Here is a 19,586-nt window from a genome sequence, read left to right on the forward strand (position 1 = left end):
GCCGGTGGCTCGATCGCGGGAGCGCTACTGGTCGGCGAGGAACGACTCGATTCGGTCCATCGCCGTCTTCAGGTCCGACATCCCGGTCGCGTACGACACTCGGAGGTGGCCGTCCCCGCCCACGCCGAAGGCAGAGCCCGGCACGACGGCGACCCGTTCGGCTTCGAGCAACGCCTCGGCGAACGCGTCGGCGTCGTCCCAGGGACACTCCGGGAACGCGTAGAACGCGCCCTTGGCGGTAAAGCAGTCCAGCCCCATCTCGTCGAACCGCGAGAGGACGAGCTGTCGACGGCGGTCGTACTGCTCGCGCATCTCTCGGAGTTCGCTCTCGCAGTTGTCCAGCGCCTCGATCGCCGCGTACTGGGGCGTCGTCGGGGCCGACAGCATCGTGTACTGGTGGATCCGGTTCATCGCTGTGATCGCCTCGGGCGGGGCCAGCGCGTATCCGAGGCGCAGGCCGGTCATCGCGTACGCCTTCGAGAAGCCGTTGAAGACGACGGTCCGCTCGCGCATCCCCGGGAGGGTGGCGATCGACGTGTGATCGTGCTCGTAGGACAGCTCCGAGTAGATCTCGTCGGCGAACACGAGCAGGTCGTGCTCTCGGGCGAACTCGGCGACCGGGCGCAGCTCCGCCTCCGTCATCGTCGCCCCGGTCGGGTTGTTCGGGTAACAGAAGATCAGCGCGTCCGCCTCGGCCGCGCCGCTGTCTTCCAGGACCTCCCGGGTGAGCTTGAAGTCGTCCGCGACGCGCGTGGGCACGTCGATCACGTCGGCCCCGGCGAAGGTGACGCCCGGTTTGTAGGAGACGTAGCAGGGCTGGGCCACGGCGACCTTGTCGCCGGGGTTCAGCAGTGCGCGAAAGGCCAGGTCGACGCCCTCGCTGGCCCCGGTCGTCACGAGGACCTCCTCGTCGGGATCGTAGTCGAGGTCGTACCGCTCGGCCACGTCGTCGGCGATTCGCTCGCGCAGCTCTCGCTTGCCGCGGTTGGCGGTGTAGGAGGTCTTGCCCTGTTCGAGCGAGGCGATCGCCGCCTCGCGCGCGCTCCACGGGGTCGAGAAGTCCGGCTCGCCGACGCCGAGCGAGATGATGTCGTCCATCTCTTCGGCCAGCTCGAAGAACCGCCGGATTCCGGAAGGGGGCACTTGATCGACGCGGTCGGCTGGTTCGAACGTCATGGCGAGATCGAGAGTCGATCGTCGTCGCTGCCGTCGCCGAACTCGATGCCCTGTTCCTTGTACGACTCCATGATGTAGTGTGTCACGGTCTGAGTGATCTCGGGGATCGGCGCTATCTTGTCGCTGACGAAGTGTGACACCTCGCTCATCGAGTCGCCTTCCACCTCCATGTCGAAGTCGTAGTCCCCACTGATCAGGCGCAGCGACTTCACCTGTGGGAACTTGGCGATGCGCTCGGCGATGTCGATGTAGCTGGTCTCGCGGTCCAGCGTGACGTTCAGTTCGACGGTGGCACGCACGGGCTCGTCGCCCTCCTCGACGGCCTCCCAGTCGACGATCGCCGTGTACCCCTTGACGACGCCCTCGGATTCGAGTTCGTCGACGATACGCTCGACCTCTGGCTCGGTCAGGCCGGTCTGGCGGGCGATGTCCGCGTTCGACTGGCGGGCGTTCTCGCGGAGGACCGCCAGCACGTCCTTCCGATTGCTCATACGTATACCCGCGCTGGGGCCGACTAAAGCGTTGCTACACCGTGGTGGGTCGACACACGCTCGGACACGTTTATCTTATTCCAGACCGACGACCGGATATGGACGGCCCCGACAGCGACGACACTGCATGGCACGTCGTCGCGGAGCACGACGACGCTGCGGCACTGATAGACACGCTCCTCGAACTCGACCCCGAGGCGTCGTTCACCAAGACAGAACTGAGCGACCGGGCGGACGTGCCGCTCAAGTCGCTGTACCTCAACGGAACGCTGGACGCGGTCACGGAGCTCGGCCTGCTGGAGAAACGCGAGCGCGACGGCGAAGAGCCGCTGTACTCTGTCGACGACGACAGCGACGCCTTCGCGGCGGCCCGGTCGTTCGGTAACGTCACCCGAGCGGCGGCGTCGACGGAACCGTAACGACTGGCGAGGTTTCTTGGGCGCTCCCGACCAACTCTCGGTGAAATGGTCGCACTCGATTCGGAGGACGACGTCCTCCAGCGTGGCGACGAGGCACCGGTCTTCGAACTGCCAGGGACAGACGGCGAGAGCTACACCCTCGACGCGTTCGCCGACCGCGAGGCACTGCTCGTCGTCTTCACCTGCAACCACTGCCCGTACGCACAGGCGAAGTTCGACGAGCTGAACCACCTCGCGGCGGAGTACGACGAGGTCGCCGTCGTCGGGATCAACGCCAACGATCCCGAGGAGTACCCCGACGACTCCTTCGAGAAGATGCGGGAACTCGTCGACGACGGGACCGTCGACTACGACGCGTACCTCTTCGACGAGTCTCAGGAGATCGCGGCGGCCTACGGCGCTCGCTGTACGCCCGATCCGTTCCTCTTCGTCGACGACGGCGGGACCTTCCGGCTGGCCTACCACGGTCGCCTCGACGACGCGACCAACCCCGACGACGAGCCCACCGAGCGCGAGATGAAGGCCCACATCGAGACGCTGCTGGCCGGCGAGGAGATCACGGCCGAAGCGAAGCCGTCGCGTGGCTGTTCGATCAAGTGGAAGCCGGGCAACGAACCCGACTACTGGGACGCGTAGCACGGGTCGTCCAGCGCCCTTTTCTCCCGGTCGGCCGAACGACGGGCATGACCGAAACTGCACTCGGAGCGATCCGACCGCTCGTCGGGATGGTCCACCTGCCGGCACTGCCCGGCGCGCCCGGCTTCGAGGACCGAGAGGCGGTCCGGGAACACGCGCTGGCAGACGCTCGCACGCTCGCCGACGTGGGCGTCGACGCGCTGGTCGTCGAGAACTTCGGCGACGCGCCGTTCTACCCCGACGACGTACCGGCCCACGTCGTCGCCGAGATGACGGCCGTGACGCGTGCGATCACCGACGCCGTCGACTGCCCCGTCGGCGTCAACGTCCTGCGAAACGACGCCACGGCAGCGGTCTCGGTCGCCGCAGCGGCCGATGCCGACTTCGTCCGCGTGAACGTCCATACCGGCGCACGCCTGACGGACCAGGGTATCGTCGAGGGACGGGCCCACGAGACGGTCCGCCTGCGCGAGCGCATCGACGCGGACGTGTCCATCCTCGCCGACGTGGCGGTCAAACACTCGGCCCCGCTGGCAGCACGTGGCGTCGCCGAGATCGTCGGCGACACGATCGAGCGCGGTCACGCCGACGGGGTCGTCGTCTCGGGGGTCGGGACGGGGAGCGAGACCGACGCGCCGGACGTGGAGGCCGTCGCCGCCGCACGGGACGCTGTCGACCCGACCGTCCCGGTGTTCGTCGGCAGCGGCGTGACGAGCGAGACGGCCGCCTCGCTGCTCGACATCGCCGACGGGCTGATCGTCGGAACGGCGCTCAAAGCCGGTGGCGCGGTCGAGAACCCGGTCGATCGCGACCGCGTGGCCCAACTCGTGGCCGCGGTCCGCTGATCGGTCCCAACGGTTTTGTCCGCCGGGCCGCACCTCACGGTCGTGAAACGACCCGTCGGCTACGGCTCGCTCCTGCTCGCCGCCGTCCTGGCTGTCGGTGCCGCGTACGCAGATCTGCTTCCGGTCGAGGGCGTGGTCGGTGGGGTGCCGACGCCGCTCGTCGTCGCACAGGCGCTCTCGGCGGCTGCGATCCTGTTCGCGAGCTACGGGCTCTACATGTTGACGCGGCGCGTCCTGGTGGACAACGCACCGACCAAACGCCGCGGCCACGACGTTCGAAACGTGCTCCGGCTGGCGTTCGGAGCCGCGACGGTGATCGCGCTGCTGGGCGTGCTCACCCAGCAGTGGGTCGGCGTCCTCTTCTCGCTGGGCGTCGTCGGCTTCGCCGTCACGTTCGCGCTCCAGCAACCGCTGTTCTCGGCCATCGGGTGGCTGTACATCATGGTCAAGCGGCCCTATCAGGTCGGGGACCGCGTCGCGATCGAGGATTCCAGAGGGGACGTGGTCGAGGTCGACTTCCTCGTGACGACGCTGTGGGAGATCGACGGCGGCCTCGTCAGTTCGAACCAGCCCTCCGGACGGATCATCACGCTGCCCAACAGCGTCGTCCTCTCCTCGCACGTCGCCAACTACACCCGCGAGGAGTTTCCCTACGTCTGGAACGAGCTCACGGTCCAGGTCGCCTACGAGACCGAACTGGAGTACGCCCGCGAGCGGATGATCACCATCGCCGACGACTATCTGGGCGACGAGATGGCCGCCCGGATCGAGACCTACCGGGAACGGCTCTCCGAGACGCCGGTGGAGCTGGAGGTCCGGGACCGCCCCTCGGTCAACGTCGTCCAGCAGGAGTCGTGGGTCGAGCTGCGACTGCGCTACCTCGTCCACCCGCGGCGGGGCCAGCGGGTCCGCAACGAACTGTACGAGCGGATCCTCGCCGACTTCAACGAGGCACCGGATCGGGTCCGGTTCCCCGTCAGCCGGAACCGGTAGCGGACGTTTTTCACGGCCGGTGCTGTACGGGCGAGTATGCCTGACGATCCGCTGCCCGACGTGACCGAGGAGTTCGCGCGAACGCTGGCACCCGGCCGTGACGACGTGATCCGTGCGATGGACGAGCGCGCCGACCGCGAGGGCTTTCCCACCGTCGGCCCGGCAGTCGGGGGGTGGCTCCGCCTGCTCGCCCGGGCCGTCGACGCCGAGCGCGTCTTCGAGTTCGGCTCTGGCTACGGCTACTCGGCGTACTGGGTCGCGTCGGCGATCCCGGCGGACGGCGAGATCGTCCTGACCGAGATCGACGCCGACGAACTGGACGACGCGCGTGAGAACCTCGCGGCGGGCGGGTTCGAGGATCGCGCGCACTTCGAACACGGCGACGCCATCGAGACCGTCGACGCGTACGACGGCCCCTTCGACCTCGTGTTGATCGACAACGAGAAGGACCGCTACGCCGAGGCTTTCGAGGCCGTTCGCGAGAAGGTCGCGCCCGGCGGGATCGTCGCCGCCGACAACGCCATCGAAGCGGGGCCGATCGACTTCGAGGACGTGCGCGCGCTCCTGGCGGGCGACGCCGTCGACGCGACGGCGTCGAGCCACGGGATCGCCGACTACCTGGCGACGGTCCGAGACGATCCCGACTTCGAGACCAGTCTGCTCCCGCTCGGTGAGGGGATGGCCGTCTCGATCCGGGTCTGATCCGACGGCGGTCGGACGCGCCGTGGTTCGTCCTCGCTCGGCCCCGGATTCGTTCCCCAATTCTCGTCTCCGAAAATGAGGGTGCATAGCTTATGTGTGAGGCCGGGTAACCCCTGTCCAACGATCGACTACTCATGAGCCTGATGATCGATATCCGGAAGCTGGGGCTGTTCAACAAGATGGCGAAGGAGGGCGGCAACACCGTCGCGAACCACCTGAGCCAGATGACTGGGATGGAAACGGAGATGGAGATCACCAAGATCAACTTCATCGACATCCCCGACATCAAGACCCACATCGGTGACGAACGCCAGATCGGGATCTCGATCCGGATGCTCGAACCCCCACACGGCTACATCCTCTTCCTGTTCAACGCCGAGAACGCGAAGAAGCTGGCCAGCGGGATGATCGGCGACATGGGCGAGACAAGCGACGCCACCGACGGCTTCACCGACATGGAGCGGTCCGCGATCCAGGAGATCGGCAACATCATGACCAGCGGCTTCATCGACGGCTGGGCGAACGTCCTGGAGACGACCATCGACATCTCGACGCCGAACTTCACCTTCGGCCCCGGCAGCGGGATGGTCGACGAGCTCGTCGGCGACCGCGAGACGGACATGGCGCTGATGTTCGACTCTCGCGTTCACGCGCTGGAGTCAGACATCAACGTCAAGGTGTACACCTTCCCCGAACTCGACGAACTGGTCGAACTGATGCAGGAGATCGAAGTATAGGCCGTAAACCTCACTATCGTTTGCCGGTGTTCCACGAGCTATTTGGGAACGCGGCCCGTAATACTGTACATGGATCTCCTAGAAGAGACAGTCGTTCCCGAAGAAGCACGGGACATCAAACAGGAAGCCCGTGAGTTCGCAGCGGAACACATCGAACCGAACGCCCAGGAGTACTACGAGCGCGGCGAGTACCCGGTCGACATCCTGGAGGAGGGGATGGAAGCCGGGCTGGTCGCACAGGACATCGGCGAGGAGTACGGCGGGCGCGGGCTCTCCCTCCAGCAGGTCCTCGCGATGGCCGAGGAGTTCTACAAGGCCGACGCCGGCATCGCTCTGACCCTACAGCTCGCGAGCTTCGGCGCGGAGATGCTCGAAGACCACGGCAACGAGGAACAGAAAGAGGAGTACCTCCGTCCGGTCGCGGAGAACGAACAGCTCACCGGCCTGGCCGTCTCGGAGCCCGAGACCGGGAGCGACATGGCCGGGATGCAGACGACGGCGGAGAAAGACGGCGACGAGTACGTCCTCAACGGCGAGAAGTACTGGATCGGCAACGGCGTCGAAGCCGACTGGGTCACGGTCTACGCCAAGACCGGCGACGACCCCAACAACCGCTACGGCAACTACTCGCTGTTCATCGTCCCGACCGACACCGACGGCTACGACGCCGAGCACATCCCGGAGAAGATGGGGTTCCGTGCGTCCAAACAGGCCCACATCGTCTTCGACGACTGCCGGGTTCCCGAGGAGAACGTCATCGGCCACGAGGGCGCTGGCTTCTACATGCTCGCGGAGTTCTTCAACCACGGCCGCGTGATCGTCGCCGGCCACGGCCTCGGACTGGCCGCGGCCGCCATCGAGGAGGCGTGGGAGTTCGTCCACGACCGCGAAGCCTTCGGCAAGTCCGTCGACGAGTTCCAGGCGGTCCAGCACAAGCTCGCGGACATGCGCATGGAGTTCGAGTCCGCCCGTGCACTCACGTGGCGCGCGGCCGACAAGGTGGCCAACCAGGAGGACGCGGGATTCTGGGCGGCCATGGCCAAGACGAAGGCGACCGAAGTGTCGACCCAGTGTGCCGAGAAGGGGATGCAGCTCCACGGCGGCCGTTCGGTCCTGACCGAGAACCGGATCTCTCGGGTCTACCGCGACGTGCGCATCCCGGTCATCTACGAGGGCGCGAACGACATCCAGCGCAATCTCATCTACAGTCAGACGCCCCAGTAACGCGTCGCGGGAGTGAAGCAGCTCAACCACGGCGATCCTTTCTCCTAACCGGCCGTAAATGATCTTGTCAGCCGCTGGCACAGCGTTCTCGGCAACCGACATCGGATAGTTCGTTTCCCCCTTCTGTAGCTATATATTATCAAAACAGACTTATACGATAGGTAGTTCTGACAGAATAGAACGCGACGGCTACTCGGTGGTGGCTGGTCGAATGAAGCGCTCAACGACCGCTTCGGGAGGTGGGTCTACAATGAACGAGAGGATCAACGCATCACGACGACAGTTGCCGGACGGTAGACAATTGCATGAAAAAATAAGAATGTTGTCACTATCGCAGCGAGGGCGACACCCGCTGTGGAGACTACGATGACGGCAGCGACACCAGGTGGGCGCTCGCTGCGGTCGCTGTGGCTCGCTACGCTACTCGTCGTCTCCGCGTGCTGTGTGCCCGGGCTACTCGTTGGGACCGCAGCGGCCGCGAACAGTCCGACAGCGCCCGAAATCAGCGGTAACCCGGCTGTCACGATCGACGAGAGCGCCACCCGCACGGTCGACGTAAGCTTCGAGGTGACAAACCTCAACGAGAATCAGTCGGGCGGACCAGTCGATTTCACTGTCGCTCCCGGCGAGGGCGTCACAGCCACCAGTGTCAGTGCAGTCTCGGTGAGCGGTGACGGAGTGGTGGTCTCAGACGCGAGCGTCGATGGAGGCGAAGTCTCCTTCGCTCTCAACCAGAGCACTCGTGCGTACGATCCAGAGACGATCACACTCCACAACGTAGTGCTCGCTGCCGACGAGGTCTCTTTCCCCGATCTCGCAGCAAACCTCTCGGTGTCCGTCATCGACGCCGGTGGCTCCAATGCGTCCGTCACGAACGTCGACGCGATTCGGATCAACGAGACAGCGACGCCGGAATTTCTGTACGCACCGAACGTCACGGATGCCGACGACGACGGAACACTCTCCGCTGGTGAGAAGCTCACAGTGAGTGGCGAAGTTGCCCCGACACCTGTCCAACCGAGTGAGATCCGTGCGACGGGCGCAAACGTGACAGCAAACGGTGGCTACGTGACAAGCGACTCAGTGTGGACCAGCGACACACCGGTCGGCCAATCGAGAGTCCTCTTTCACGGGTTCTTCACGTCGAGCCAGCGCGTCGATACTGTCGAGGTGACCTTCGCGAACGAGCCGCCGAACTCACTGCGCGTCCAGCACGGAGCGACCCGAGAGATAGTCACTCCGACGAATCGAACTGTCCGAGCGAACGTCTCTGGTGGTGAATCGAGTCTCGTGCTACTCGACGACAGAGACGAGTCGAGCACCCACCATCTGCAGGTTTCGGACATCGATCTGTATCGGAACGGATCGAAGATCGACGAATCGTGGGGCTACACCGGATTCACGACTCGTGTCGAAAGCGGGGTCGCGGACGAACTCTCATCTCCGGACGGTGACTGGGAGACGCGGATGCCTCTCGCGTCGAACTATGCGTTCGTCGACGTAGTCCTCGACGAGCCACAGCCGATCACTGGTCTCCGCCTCGACCAAGCACCAAGCAATTATTCGTCGAATGGCACTGTTCGACTCTTGAATACCACAGGCGGAGATCGCAACCACGTCGCCAACTGGGACCGCAACGTCACCAGTGCCGAGACGGAGCTCTCGATCCCTGCGACGAGTGCTGACACGGTTCAACTACGCTCCACTCGCTCGGCGGCCGACCGGCCGTGGACGATCGAGCAGATCACGCCACTCGTCGAGCCGACTGCCGACACCACTTCGGTTACGATCGACGCTTCCAGTATCGGTGCCGGGACCGTCGATGCAACCGTCGAAAATGGATCGTTCGCGGCGACGATCCAGCCCGATGTCTCGTCTGTCGAAGACGGCACGTACACCTTGCCAGTGACGATCACCGACGAGGATGGCAACAGTCGAACGATCCAGTCGACGTCCGTAACCGTCGCGAAGGCACCTGAACAATCGGTTGCTATCGAGGAACGTATCGTCTCTGGACCTGCAGACGGTTCGATGGCGATCAACGTCTCGCTGGTGGACACCGACCGAGCGACGATCTCGATCAGCCACGAGCAATCAGACTACAGGTCTACCAGTGTGATTGAGGACGACTCCGGAGACGGGACTGTGACGGTCCAGTTCGATCCATCGAGTGACTCGAATACCATCACCACTGCGAATCCAAGCGACACCGTTGGACACCTCTCTCTCAGCCCCGTTCCGGAAACCTCCGATGGTGACTACCTTGTCAGAACGAAGCCAGTCCTCAACGACTCAGGTCCGTTCCCGGTCGCGGATAGTGCCCTGCTCTCCTTTGGAACACCCGAGCCAGATGTCTCTGGGCAGCCCACGATTGCACTCCGAGACAGCGGCGGGGACGGCGTGTTAGATGACGGAGAGTCGCTCACCGCAGTCGTCGACAGTACACAGTCGCTCGATCCAGATCGGACTGCAGTGGCGGCGACGAATCAGTCGACTGGAACGAACGTCAGTTCGAACAGTCGCCCCATTGCGCTGGAGACCGACCAGTTGACCTGGATCTCGGATCACTCGCTCGACTCGGCGAGATACGAAATCGTCTTGCAGCCCGATGGGCCGCGTCCGATCTCTGGCGTCGAGATCGCACACGCGAACGGATCGGCGATGCCCGAACACGTCGCAGTCATCGTGACCGACGCCGACGGAAAAGAGCAGGTCTATAACCGCTCGCTCGCGAGTCGGAACGAGACGCTCACGATTCCGACGACCGAGGCGAAAGCGCTTCGGATCGTCGATCGCGACCGAACGAGGACTCGATCCTGGCATGTCACTGACCTCTCGTTCGTCGTCCCTGGCGGTGCGTACGAGACGGGAACGATTAACGCAACGTCACTCGGTGCCGGGACCGTTGTGATGAGCGAGGGCCAGAGCGGAGCGCTCAGTGCGACGTTCGAACCTGACCTCTCCGTTACGTCCCGTGATGAAGCGCAGCTGCCGGTCACTCTCACCAGCTACGACGATCGCTTTTTCCTCGGGGTGAGCGAGTCGATCTCGATCGCATCGTCGACAGATGCCGGGCAAGACGACGGTGGGGGTGGCGACTCCGGTGACCAGACCGACAGCAACGACGATGGGACCGACGGTAACGACGACGGACCAAGCCGTGAGACCGGCGACGGCGTTTCCGGTGGGTCGACTGCACCGACTGGTCCCGTCTCCTCGGGGAGCACCGGTACGAACGTCGACATCGAGATCGTCGACGTGACACTGGCGAACCAGACCATCGAACCGGATTCGGACGTTCAACTGAACATCACGGTCGAGAACGCCGGCAACGCGGACGGAAGCGAGACAGTTCTGGTTACTGCGGGTGAGCACCGCTGGACGACCGACGTGACCGTGCCGTCGCAGGAACGCAAGACAGTCAGCATTCGACGGTCGCTCTCGCAGGCAGGATCGTATACGGTCGAATCCGGGGACGTCAGTGCCGGGACACTCACGGTGACGGCGTCGAAGCCGGTATCGAACGAGACTACGACGCCAACACCGGTATCGACGGTCGACTCGACAGATACCGAGACTGCAGTCGAGACGGTGTCGGCCGACCAGACTGACACACCGGCCAAGTCACCGCCTCCAACGGATCGAACGACGCCCGAAGAGACGGTGACGGAGACGCTCGCCGAGGGTGGTGCACAAGCACGTGCGACGACAGAGACCACCAGCGAGAGCGGACCGATCGGACTGGGGACGGCGCTCGCTTCGCTTTCGGTGCTGTTCCTTACGCTCTACCGGCGGACAGTATAGGGCCACCCCGACTGTCTATTGCTCGATACGTCCGTACGTCGAGCGCAGGTGTTCGAGGATCCAGTCGACGGTGTCCGCGTCGTACGTCCAGAAGCCGTAGAACTCTCTCGGGGCCCGTTCTTCGGCCAGCAGCGCGCACTTCTGACCGTCGTCGCCGCCGCCGTCGAAGACGACGAACCACGACTCCTCGATCTCGGTCGCACGCTCGATGTGGAGCGTGAAGTTGTCGGTCTCTGGGCGCTCCTCGTCGGGTGCGGCGTAGGCGTGTACGTCTATCGCGCCGTCGCCCAGCTGCTCGTACCTGTCGAGTTCCCCCGCCAGCGTCGACACCGTCTGGAAACCGGCGTGGAGCGAGCCGCGACCGACGCGGAACGCCCGGTCTTCGATCTCTCTGGTCGCGGCCATCATCTGTCCGATGCTCCAGGACGTGAACATCGTCTCGTCGAGTTCGTCGAGGATCGGACGATACGGGCTCTGTTCGACGCCGATGGGCCGGTCGTTTCGAGCGAGTCGATCGGTGAACTGTTCGAGACTGGCCGCCGCGATCACCCCGTCCTCGTCACTCAGAGCGACGAACTCCCCGGGCCGTCCACTGACCGTCTCCTCGGCCGTGACGGCGACGTTTCGGTCGGAAAACTGCCGCCGAAGGTCGGCGGTCGCGTCATCTCCGGCGTTGAACACGATGAGTCGTTTCTCGTGGTCTTCGACCCCGGCGATGAGTTCCGAAAGCGACATTGCGTCTACGGTAGCAACGGTCCGGGTCGGCTTAGGGGTTGTGCCTCGTCTCTGTCTGCCCGTTGTTCATGGTATTCCGTGTGCTAGCCGACCACTTGACATGTCGAAAACGGCCATTTGAGTGGTATCTGCGCGACGTTCATGATTAATGGGGTGCGACGTAGTGGAAAATCTTTAGTCACGGCCCTCCAACGGTGGATATACGGCTTCCCAACTGGGGCCGATGATCTCAAATGACAGATAATGAACTAATCTGGCGAATCGCTGGCGGTTCCGGTGACGGGATCGACTCGACGAGCCAAAACTTCGCAAAGGCCCTGATGCGCTCGGGACTTGACGTTTTCACGCATCGTCACTATCCCTCGCGCATCCGAGGCGGCCACACGTTCGTAGAGGTACGCGCAGGCGACGAAGACGTACGCTCGCGCGGTGACGGCTACAACTTCCTCCTCGCCCTCGGTGACTCCTTCGCACGGAACCCACAGGACGAAGCCTACTACGGCGACGAGGAAGTCAAGCCGCTCTCGGAGAACCTCCACGATCTCCGGGAGGGTGGCGTCATCGTCTACGACGAGGGACTCCTCGACGAGGACGCCATCGCCGAGCTGAACCTCGAAGCGCGTGCCGAGGAGAACGACTGGCACGTCTACCCGATGAACCTCCGCGAGATGGCCCGCGAACACGGTCGCGAGGTCATGCGCAACACCGCTGGCGTCGCCGTCACGGCGGCGCTGCTGGATACGGACCCGGCCTTCTTCGAGGAGCTCATGCGAGAGAACATGTCGGGCGACATCCTCGAAGACAACCTCGCGGTGCTCGAAGACGCCTACGAGCGAGCCGAGGAACTCGAACACACCCACGATATCACGATGCCGGAAGCGGAAGACCACGACGACGAGCAGGTCCTCCTCTCCGGATCGAACGCTATCGCCTACGGTGCCCTCGACGAGGGCTGTCGCTTCATCGCTGGCTACCCCATGACGCCGTGGACCGACGTGTTCACGATCATGTCCCAGCACCTGCCGAAGTTCGGCGGGATCTCCGAGCAGGTCGAAGACGAGATCGCCGCGGCGGCGCTGGCACTCGGTGCCAGCCACGCTGGCGTCAAGTCGATGTCCGGCTCCTCGGGCGGTGGCTTCGCACTGATGTCCGAACCGCTCGGTCTCGCCGAGATGACCGAGACGCCGGTCGTGCTCGTCGAAGCGATGCGCGCCGGCCCCTCGACCGGGATGCCGACCAAGCCCGAGCAGGCCGACCTCGAACACGTCCTGTACACGAGTCAGGGCGACTCGGCTCGCGTCGTCTTCGCACCCGCCAACATCCGGGAGTGCTACGACCAGACGCGAGCGGCCTTCCGGATCGCCTACGAGTACCAGATCCCGTCGATCGTGATCTACGACCAGAAGCTCCAGGGCGAGCTTCGCAACGTCGACGAGAGCTTCTTCGACCGCGAGCCAAACGCCGACCCCGGCTCCGTGCTCACCGAAGAGGAGATCGCCGACGCGGCCCACCACGCGTCGGGCAAGTTCCAGCGCTTCCAGCACGAACCGGAGGACGGCTCCAACGTGAGCCCGCGCTCGGTGCCCGGCCAGAAGGACGGCCGCTACCTCGCGACCGGCAACGAACACAACCCGTCGGGCCACATCAGCGAGGACCCCGACAACCGGATCGCACAGATGAACCGTCGGCTGGACAAGCTCGACGACATCCGTGCTGACTTAGACGAGAACACGTCCCACCAGACCTACCACGGTCCGGAGGACGCCGACTACGGCATCCTCGTGTGGGGCAGCCACCAGGACACCGTCTTCGAGGCCGTCGACCGTCTCAACGACGGCGGCCACTCCGTGAAGGCACTCGGCGTCTCCGATATGGCACCCTACCCCGTCGAAGAGGTCTCGGCGTGGCTCGAATCCGTCGACGAGGCGCTCGTCGTCGAGATGAACGCCAGCGCACAGTTCCGCGGCCTCACGCAGAAGGAGATCGGCCGCTTCGGTCCGAAACTCTCCAGTCTGCTGAAGTACAACGGGAACCCGTTCGAACCGGCGGAGATCGTCGAGGGCTTCGAGACCAGCATCAACGGCGAGGATCTCGCCGCGAGCAACATGAAGTACCTCCCAGCGGCAGGTGACTAAGCTATGAGTGCATTCTCAGCAATCGGCGACGAACGCGAGGTTGACCGCGACGAGTTTACGCCCGGTATCGAACCACAGGCGACGTGGTGTCCCGGCTGTGGCGACTTCGGCGTCCTGAAGGCGCTCAAGCAGGCCATGCCGGAGGTCGGCCGCAACCCCGACGAGGTCGCGCTGTTTACCGGTATCGGCTGTTCGGGCAAGCTCAACAGCTACTTCAACAGCTACGGCTTCCACACCATCCACGGGCGCTCGCTGCCCGTCGCACGTGCGGCAAAGCTCGCGAACCCCGACGTCGAGGTCATCGCGGCCGGCGGTGACGGCGACGGCTACGGGATCGGCGGGAACCACTTCATGCACACTGCCCGCGAGAACCACGACATGACCTACATCGTGTTCAACAACGAGATCTTCGGCCTCACCAAGGGCCAGACCTCGCCGACCTCCCCGAAGGGCCACAAGTCAAAGACCCAGCCCTCGGGTTCGGCGAAGTCCCCGATCCGCCCGCTCAGCCTCGCGCTGACCTCCGGTGCGACGTACGTCGCCCGGACCGCGGCGGTCAACCCCAACCAGGCAAAGGAGATCATCGCGGAAGCGATCGAACACGACGGCTTCGCGCACATCGACTTCCTGACCCAGTGTCCGACCTGGAACAAGGACGCGAAGCACTACGTCCCGTACACGGACATCCAGCAGTCCGACGACTACGACTTCGACACCTCGAACCGCGAGGAAGCCCAGAAGATGATGTTCGAGACGGAGAACAAACTCTACGAGGGCGAGGTCCTGACCGGACGCTACTACGTCGACGACGAGAGCCCCTCCTACCAGGAAGAGAAGCAGGCCACCGGTGAGATGCCCGAAGAACCGCTCGCAGAGCGGTACTTCGACGAGGACTACGAGTGGGAACGCACTGCCGACTCCCTGCTCGACCACCACAAGTAACGCCGCTCGGCGGGACTGCATCCTCGTTTGTGTATTCGGAAGGTATTTTTTCGTCCGTGGCAAAGAAACGTCTATGAGCGTCGATTCTACGGAGCGCCGCATTCTCTCTGTCCTGGAGGACGATGCACAGGCATCGTACGCGGAGATCGCCGAACGGGCGGACGTTTCGAAACCGACCGTCCGAAAGTACATCAACAAACTCGAAGACGAAGGCGTCATCGTCGGCTACTCGGCCGACGTGAACCCGAAGAAGCTATCGAGCCAGTCGATCGCACTGGTCGGGATGGACGTCGCGAGCGACTGTTACGTCGAGGTGACCCGAGCGCTCTCCTCGATCGACGCCGTCGAGTCGCTGTACACGTCCAGTGGCGACCACATGCTCATGGCGGAAGTGCGGGCCGCCGACGGCGGCGAAGTCGGCGAGATCATCGAAGACGAGATCCTCTCGACGGAGGGAGTCACGGCGGCACATCCCTCGTTCCTCCAGGAGCGGCTCAAGTAAGTGGTTTTTAGACGCTCCATCGCTCACTCTCGCGTATGACTTCTCGCCTGGTGTTGGGGGCGGGGCCGCTCGTCCGGTCACTGCTCGACGAACTCGCAGCCGGCCGTGGCGAGGTGACGGTCCTGACCGAGGACGAACACCGGGTCGACACGCTCCGTACGGACGCGATCACGGTGCAGTTGGCCGATCCAGCCGACCGTTCGGTACTGTCGTCGCTGGACGTGACGCCGGAGACGGTGTTCGTCGCTGTCGGCGACGCCAAGCGCAACGCGGCCGTCGCGCAGGCGGTGCGATCTGTCTTTCCCTCTGCGATGCTCGTCGCCTACAGCGGACTGGAGACCGATCCGGCGGTCGACGACGCACTCGAACACGTCGCCGACCGGGTCGTCGATCCCGGCGCGGCGATCACCGACCACCTCATGGAACGCGTCGGCGAGGCCGGTCTGCGGACTCGACAGCTCCAGCGCGTGTTACGCGACGTGGACGGAACGCTGGCGGTCGTCATGCACGACAACCCGGATCCAGACGCCATCGCGAGCGGGGTGGCGCTGTCGCGGCTGGCACAGGCCGTCGGCTGTGAGACGGAGCTGTGTTACTACGGCGAGATTACCCACCAGGAGAACAGAGCGTTCGTGAACCTACTGGAGTTCGACCTCCAGAACCTCGACGCCGACGCGGATCTCGACGCGTACGACGGCTTCGCGCTGGTCGATCACTCCCGCCCCGGCGTCAACGATCAGCTCCCGCCCGAGACGCCCATCGACATCGTCGTCGATCACCACCCGCCGCGCGCGCCCGTCGAGGCGCGGTTCGTCGATCTCCGGAGCGACGTGGGTGCGACCAGTACGCTGCTTGCCGACTATCTCCGCCGGTTCGACTCGCTCGTCGAAGAGGCGGTCGCGACGGGACTCCTCTTTGGCATCAGCGTCGACACGCGCGAGTTCCGACGCGAGGTGTCGGTCGACGACTTCGAGGCCGCGGCCTACTTGCTGCCACACGCCGACCTCGACATCCTCCAGCGCATCGAGGACCCGAGCATGAGCGCCGACACGCTCGACACGATCGGACACGCGATCGCGAACCGCCAGCGGGAGGGTTCGGTGCTGCTGAGCTGCGTGGGAGAGCTCTCGGACCGCGACGCGCTCGCACAGGCAGCGGATCGACTGCTCGACCTCCAGGGAATCAACTCGACGCTGGTCTACGGCGTCAAGGACGGAACGATCTACGCGTCGGCGCGCGCTCGCGGGACCGAGATCGACCTCGGTGAAGTGCTCCGCGAGGCGTTCGGCCAGATCGGCAGTGCGGGGGGCCACGCCGACATGGCCGGTGCCCAGATCACGCTGGGCGTCCTCGAATCCATCGAGGACCGGGACGAGTCGCTCCACGAGGTCGTTCGCGCCGTCGTCGACGACCGGTTCCTCGACGCCGTTCAGGCCCGCCCCAACCATCTCCTGAGCCCGGTGTACACGGCACCGCGCTACGGAGTGACCGACGGGTATCTCGACGTCGAGGACGGCGAGGAGTGACGGACCGCCGGGGCCTTTTTCTCTCGTGGTCTCGTCCCAGAACACATGGAAGCGGACGGCGAACCACGCGTTCGAGAGTACATGACCAGCGACGTGGCCACGGTGTCGCCCGACGACACGGTCGAAGCGGTGGCCCATCGAATCGCCGAAAGCGACGAGTACAGCGGCTTTCCGGTGTGTGAGGGGCGTCGTGTCGAGGGCTTCGTCAGCGCCCGGGACCTGTTGCTGGCCGAGGATCACGAGCCGATGTTTCGCGTGATGAGCGACGACATCCTCGTCGCTCACCCGGAGATGGGCGTTCAGGACGCGGGGCGGGTCATCCTCCGGTCCGGCATCCAGAAACTCCCGGTCGTCGACGACGCGGGCCATCTCGTCGGCATCATCTCGAACGCGGACGTGATCCGTTCGCACATCGAGCGCGCGACGCCGAACAAGGTCGACAAGCTCACTCGGACCCTGGAGTCGATCCACGACGTGTCCGCGCGGGACGAACGGCGCGAGGTCGTCATCGACGAGCTGGTGCCGACACAGGGGACCGTCTACGCGGACGAACTGGAGGGGCGGACCTACGAACTCAAACGCGGACTCGCCGAGCCGCTCGTTGTCATCGACAACGGGGGGCTCCAGCCGCCCGATCAGGCGACCGTCACCGAGTTCGCCGACGGCGAGAGCCCGGAGCAGACCCGCGAGCTGTTGCTGGCCGACGGGCACCACCGCGTGAAAGCGGCCGAGCAGCTGGACATCGAGACGATGGACGCCTACGTGATCGTGCTGGACGACCCCGTCGACCTCGGGATGGCACGCACCGCCGACGATGCGGACCTCACTTCGATCAGCGACATCGAGGTGGTCGACTACGCGCGCCACCCGCTGGTCGAGACGACCGAACGCCTCCAGGGCGAAGACGACTAGGGTCTCTCGACGCGTACAAGATTTATTGTCACATGATGTCAACGAACACAGTATGTACGACGAGGCCGACCTGGCAGCCATCCGGGAGGCGAAAGCCGACTGGGAGGCCGAGACGCTCGATCCAGTACTGGACGCCTACGGCGAGCGAGCCGAGCGGTTCGCTACCGTCTCGAATCGCGCGGTCGACAGACTGTACACGCCGGCCGACGTTGCCGATCTCGACTACGAGCGCGATCTCGGCTTCCCAGGCGAGGAGCCGTACACCCGCGGCGTCTATCCGACGATGTACCGTGGCCGCCAGTGGACGATGCGCCAGTTCGCCGGCTTCGGCACGGCTCGGGAGACCAACGAGCGCTTTCAGTACCTGATCGACGAGGGCCAGACGGGGCTCTCGACGGCCTTCGACATGCCCACGCTGATGGGGATCGACTCGGACGACCGCATGGCCGAGGGCGAGGTCGGCAAGGAGGGCGTCGCCGTCGACACGCTCCGGGACGTGGAGATCCTCTTCGACGGGATCGACCTCGCCGAGATCTCGACGAGTTTCACCATCAACCCCAGCGCACCCGTGATCTACGCGATGTACGTCGCGCTCGCGGACCGCCGCGGCGTCGACCGCACGGAGCTTCGCGGGACTCTCCAGAACGACATGTTCAAGGAGTTCATCGCACAGAAAGAGTGGGTCGTTCCCCCGGAGCCGTCGCTGGGGCTCGTGACCGACGTGATCGAGTTCGCCACCGAGGAGACGCCGTCGTTCAAGCCGGTCTCGGTCTCGGGCTATCACATCCGCGAGGCCGGATCGACGGCCACGCAGGAACTGGCCTTCACGCTCGCCGACGGCTTCGCGTACGTCGAGGACTGTCTCGACCGGGGCCTCGACGTGGACACGTTCGCCCCGCAGCTCTCCTTTTTCTTCAACTCGCACAACTCGATCTTCGAGGAGGTCGCGAAGTTCCGGGCCGCGCGGCGGATCTACGCGCGGGTCATGGACGAGTGGTACGACGCGAGCGAACCGGCCGCCAAGCAGCTGAAGTTCCACACCCAGACCGCTGGCCAGTCACTGACCGCCCAGCAGCCGCTGAACAACGTCGTCAGGGTGACCATTCAGGCGCTGGCCGGCGTGCTCGGCGGAACCCAGAGCCTGCACACGAACAGCTTCGACGAGGCGCTCGCCCTGCCCAGCGAGAAGGCGGTCCGAGTCGCGCTGCGGACCCAGCAGATCATCGGCGAGGAGTCCGGCGCTGCGGACATCGTCGATCCGTTGGGCGGGAGCTTCGCCGTCGAGGCGCTGACCGACGAGATCGAGGCGGACGCGATGGCGTACATCGAACACGTCAGGGACGAACTGGGCGACGGCTCCATGCGAGCGGGCGTCCTCGCGGGGATCGAGGACGGGTACTTCCAGCGAGAGATACAGGACGCCGCCTACGAGTACCAGGAACGCGTCGAGGACGGCGAGGAGACCGTCGTCGGCGTCAACGCCTACGCGGTCGAGGAGGAGACCGAACCCGATCTCCTGCAGGTCGAGGACCGCGTGCAAGAACAGCAACGCGAGCGTCTCGCGACGGTCCGAGACGAACGCGACGACGAGGCCGTCGACGCGGCGCTCGAACGGGTCCGCGAGGCGGCCGTCGGCGGCGAGAACGTGATGCCCGCGATCGTCGAGGCCGTCAAAGTCGAGGCGACGATGGGCGAGATCATGGGCGTCTTCGAGGACGAGTACGGGAACTACCGGGAGACGATCGGGGCCGCGTGACGCGGTCGAGCACCGCCCGGAACGTTTATTCTTTCCCGACAGGTCGTCTGT

At 64.7% G+C, this 19,586-nt stretch carries 17 protein-coding genes; 14 read left to right on the top strand and 3 right to left on the bottom strand.

Annotation, left to right across the window (positions count from 1 at the left end; genetic code table 11):
* Nucleotides 1-24: 24 nt before the first annotated feature.
* Together HMUK_RS10345 and HMUK_RS10350 are read right to left on the bottom strand one after the other, a co-directional pair.
* On the bottom strand, nucleotides 25-1,176 hold the full coding sequence (locus HMUK_RS10345; RefSeq protein ID WP_015763104.1) for a pyridoxal phosphate-dependent aminotransferase: 1,152 nt from the start codon (nucleotides 1,174-1,176) through the stop codon (nucleotides 25-27).
* Nucleotides 1,173-1,667: an Lrp/AsnC family transcriptional regulator gene (locus HMUK_RS10350; protein WP_015763105.1), complete on the bottom strand. Its 495-nt coding sequence runs from the start codon at nucleotides 1,665-1,667 to the stop codon at nucleotides 1,173-1,175. The genes HMUK_RS10345 and HMUK_RS10350 overlap by 4 nt, the downstream gene beginning before the upstream one ends.
* A 98-nt stretch (nucleotides 1,668-1,765) precedes the next feature.
* On the opposite strand from HMUK_RS10350, the gene HMUK_RS10355 reads away from it, so the two are divergent.
* The 8 genes from HMUK_RS10355 to HMUK_RS10390 all read left to right on the top strand — a co-directional run bounded on the left by HMUK_RS10355 (nucleotide 1,766) and on the right by HMUK_RS10390 (nucleotide 11,027).
* A complete protein-coding gene (locus HMUK_RS10355) occupies nucleotides 1,766-2,086 on the top strand; it encodes a hypothetical protein (RefSeq protein ID WP_015763106.1) in 321 nt (106 codons plus the stop codon).
* A 45-nt stretch (nucleotides 2,087-2,131) separates the two neighbouring features.
* Nucleotides 2,132-2,722 carry a thioredoxin family protein gene (locus HMUK_RS10360; protein WP_015763107.1) on the top strand — a complete coding sequence of 197 codons (591 nt, stop codon included), beginning with the start codon at nucleotides 2,132-2,134 and terminating at the stop codon, nucleotides 2,720-2,722.
* A gap of 47 nt (nucleotides 2,723-2,769) precedes the next feature.
* Entirely contained in the window at nucleotides 2,770-3,567 is a 798-nt protein-coding gene (locus HMUK_RS10365; RefSeq protein ID WP_015763108.1) for a BtpA/SgcQ family protein, read from the top strand.
* Between the two features lie 42 nt (nucleotides 3,568-3,609).
* Nucleotides 3,610-4,560 carry a mechanosensitive ion channel family protein gene (locus HMUK_RS10370; RefSeq protein WP_015763109.1) on the top strand — a complete coding sequence of 317 codons (951 nt, stop codon included), beginning with the start codon at nucleotides 3,610-3,612 and terminating at the stop codon, nucleotides 4,558-4,560.
* Nucleotides 4,561-4,596: 36 nt separating this feature from the next.
* A complete protein-coding gene (locus HMUK_RS10375) occupies nucleotides 4,597-5,262 on the top strand; it encodes an O-methyltransferase (protein ID WP_015763110.1) in 666 nt (221 codons plus the stop codon).
* 134 nt (nucleotides 5,263-5,396) lie between these two features.
* Complete coding sequence (locus tag HMUK_RS10380; RefSeq protein WP_018259295.1) at nucleotides 5,397-5,999, top strand: chemotaxis protein CheC; 603 nt, start codon at nucleotides 5,397-5,399, stop codon at nucleotides 5,997-5,999.
* A 69-nt stretch (nucleotides 6,000-6,068) separates the two neighbouring features.
* Entirely contained in the window at nucleotides 6,069-7,223 is a 1,155-nt protein-coding gene (locus tag HMUK_RS10385) for an acyl-CoA dehydrogenase family protein (RefSeq protein WP_015763112.1), read from the top strand.
* A 366-nt stretch (nucleotides 7,224-7,589) separates the two neighbouring features.
* Nucleotides 7,590-11,027: a DUF7827 domain-containing protein gene (locus HMUK_RS10390; RefSeq protein WP_015763113.1), complete on the top strand. Its 3,438-nt coding sequence runs from the start codon at nucleotides 7,590-7,592 to the stop codon at nucleotides 11,025-11,027.
* Nucleotides 11,028-11,042: 15 nt separating this feature from the next.
* Here HMUK_RS10390 and HMUK_RS10395 read toward each other — a convergent pair whose 3' ends face one another.
* On the bottom strand, nucleotides 11,043-11,762 hold the full coding sequence (locus HMUK_RS10395; protein WP_015763114.1) for a DICT sensory domain-containing protein: 720 nt from the start codon (nucleotides 11,760-11,762) through the stop codon (nucleotides 11,043-11,045).
* Between the two features lie 233 nt (nucleotides 11,763-11,995).
* Between HMUK_RS10395 and HMUK_RS10400 the strand changes: the two genes are divergently transcribed.
* From HMUK_RS10400 to HMUK_RS10425, 6 genes are all read left to right on the top strand, one after another.
* A complete protein-coding gene (locus HMUK_RS10400) occupies nucleotides 11,996-13,897 on the top strand; it encodes a 2-oxoacid:acceptor oxidoreductase subunit alpha (protein ID WP_015763115.1) in 1,902 nt (633 codons plus the stop codon).
* Nucleotides 13,898-13,900: 3 nt separating this feature from the next.
* Nucleotides 13,901-14,839, top strand: a complete 939-nt coding sequence (locus tag HMUK_RS10405; RefSeq protein ID WP_015763116.1) for a thiamine pyrophosphate-dependent enzyme — start codon at nucleotides 13,901-13,903, stop codon at nucleotides 14,837-14,839.
* Between the two features lie 73 nt (nucleotides 14,840-14,912).
* The gene (gene lrpA1 / locus HMUK_RS10410; RefSeq protein WP_015763117.1) at nucleotides 14,913-15,341 is read left to right on the top strand and encodes an HTH-type transcriptional regulator LrpA1; all 429 of its coding nucleotides are present in this window, start codon (nucleotides 14,913-14,915) and stop codon (nucleotides 15,339-15,341) included.
* Nucleotides 15,342-15,376: 35 nt separating this feature from the next.
* Complete coding sequence (locus tag HMUK_RS10415; protein ID WP_015763118.1) at nucleotides 15,377-16,867, top strand: DHH family phosphoesterase; 1,491 nt, start codon at nucleotides 15,377-15,379, stop codon at nucleotides 16,865-16,867.
* Nucleotides 16,868-16,912: 45 nt separating this feature from the next.
* Nucleotides 16,913-17,779 carry a CBS domain-containing protein gene (locus HMUK_RS10420; protein ID WP_015763119.1) on the top strand — a complete coding sequence of 289 codons (867 nt, stop codon included), beginning with the start codon at nucleotides 16,913-16,915 and terminating at the stop codon, nucleotides 17,777-17,779.
* 52 nt (nucleotides 17,780-17,831) lie between these two features.
* Complete coding sequence (locus HMUK_RS10425) at nucleotides 17,832-19,535, top strand: methylmalonyl-CoA mutase family protein (protein WP_015763120.1); 1,704 nt, start codon at nucleotides 17,832-17,834, stop codon at nucleotides 19,533-19,535.
* Nucleotides 19,536-19,586 lie beyond the last annotated feature (51 nt).

Origin of the sequence: Halomicrobium mukohataei DSM 12286 (assembly GCF_000023965.1) — an archaeon.
GTDB lineage: Archaea > Halobacteriota > Halobacteria > Halobacteriales > Haloarculaceae > Halomicrobium > Halomicrobium mukohataei.

Bases quoted from the DNA above. Each gene is read 5' to 3' on its own strand.
- HMUK_RS10365 (WP_015763108.1), top strand. From the start codon at position 2,770: ATGACCGAAACTGCACTCGGAGCGATCCGACCGCTCGTCGGGATGGTC.
- HMUK_RS10400 (WP_015763115.1), top strand. From the start codon at position 11,996: ATGACAGATAATGAACTAATCTGGCGAATCGCTGGCGGTTCCGGTGAC.
- HMUK_RS10390 (WP_015763113.1), top strand. From the start codon at position 7,590: ATGACGGCAGCGACACCAGGTGGGCGCTCGCTGCGGTCGCTGTGGCTC.
- HMUK_RS10345 (WP_015763104.1), bottom strand. From the start codon at position 1,176: ATGACGTTCGAACCAGCCGACCGCGTCGATCAAGTGCCCCCTTCCGGA.
- HMUK_RS10380 (WP_018259295.1), top strand. From the start codon at position 5,397: ATGAGCCTGATGATCGATATCCGGAAGCTGGGGCTGTTCAACAAGATG.
- HMUK_RS10350 (WP_015763105.1), bottom strand. From the start codon at position 1,667: ATGAGCAATCGGAAGGACGTGCTGGCGGTCCTCCGCGAGAACGCCCGC.
- HMUK_RS10425 (WP_015763120.1), top strand. From the start codon at position 17,832: ATGTACGACGAGGCCGACCTGGCAGCCATCCGGGAGGCGAAAGCCGAC.
- HMUK_RS10415 (WP_015763118.1), top strand. From the start codon at position 15,377: ATGACTTCTCGCCTGGTGTTGGGGGCGGGGCCGCTCGTCCGGTCACTG.
- HMUK_RS10405 (WP_015763116.1), top strand. From the start codon at position 13,901: ATGAGTGCATTCTCAGCAATCGGCGACGAACGCGAGGTTGACCGCGAC.
- HMUK_RS10375 (WP_015763110.1), top strand. From the start codon at position 4,597: ATGCCTGACGATCCGCTGCCCGACGTGACCGAGGAGTTCGCGCGAACG.
- HMUK_RS10420 (WP_015763119.1), top strand. From the start codon at position 16,913: ATGGAAGCGGACGGCGAACCACGCGTTCGAGAGTACATGACCAGCGAC.
- HMUK_RS10385 (WP_015763112.1), top strand. From the start codon at position 6,069: ATGGATCTCCTAGAAGAGACAGTCGTTCCCGAAGAAGCACGGGACATC.
- HMUK_RS10360 (WP_015763107.1), top strand. From the start codon at position 2,132: ATGGTCGCACTCGATTCGGAGGACGACGTCCTCCAGCGTGGCGACGAG.
- lrpA1 (WP_015763117.1), top strand. From the start codon at position 14,913: ATGAGCGTCGATTCTACGGAGCGCCGCATTCTCTCTGTCCTGGAGGAC.
- HMUK_RS10355 (WP_015763106.1), top strand. From the start codon at position 1,766: ATGGACGGCCCCGACAGCGACGACACTGCATGGCACGTCGTCGCGGAG.
- HMUK_RS10395 (WP_015763114.1), bottom strand. From the start codon at position 11,762: ATGTCGCTTTCGGAACTCATCGCCGGGGTCGAAGACCACGAGAAACGA.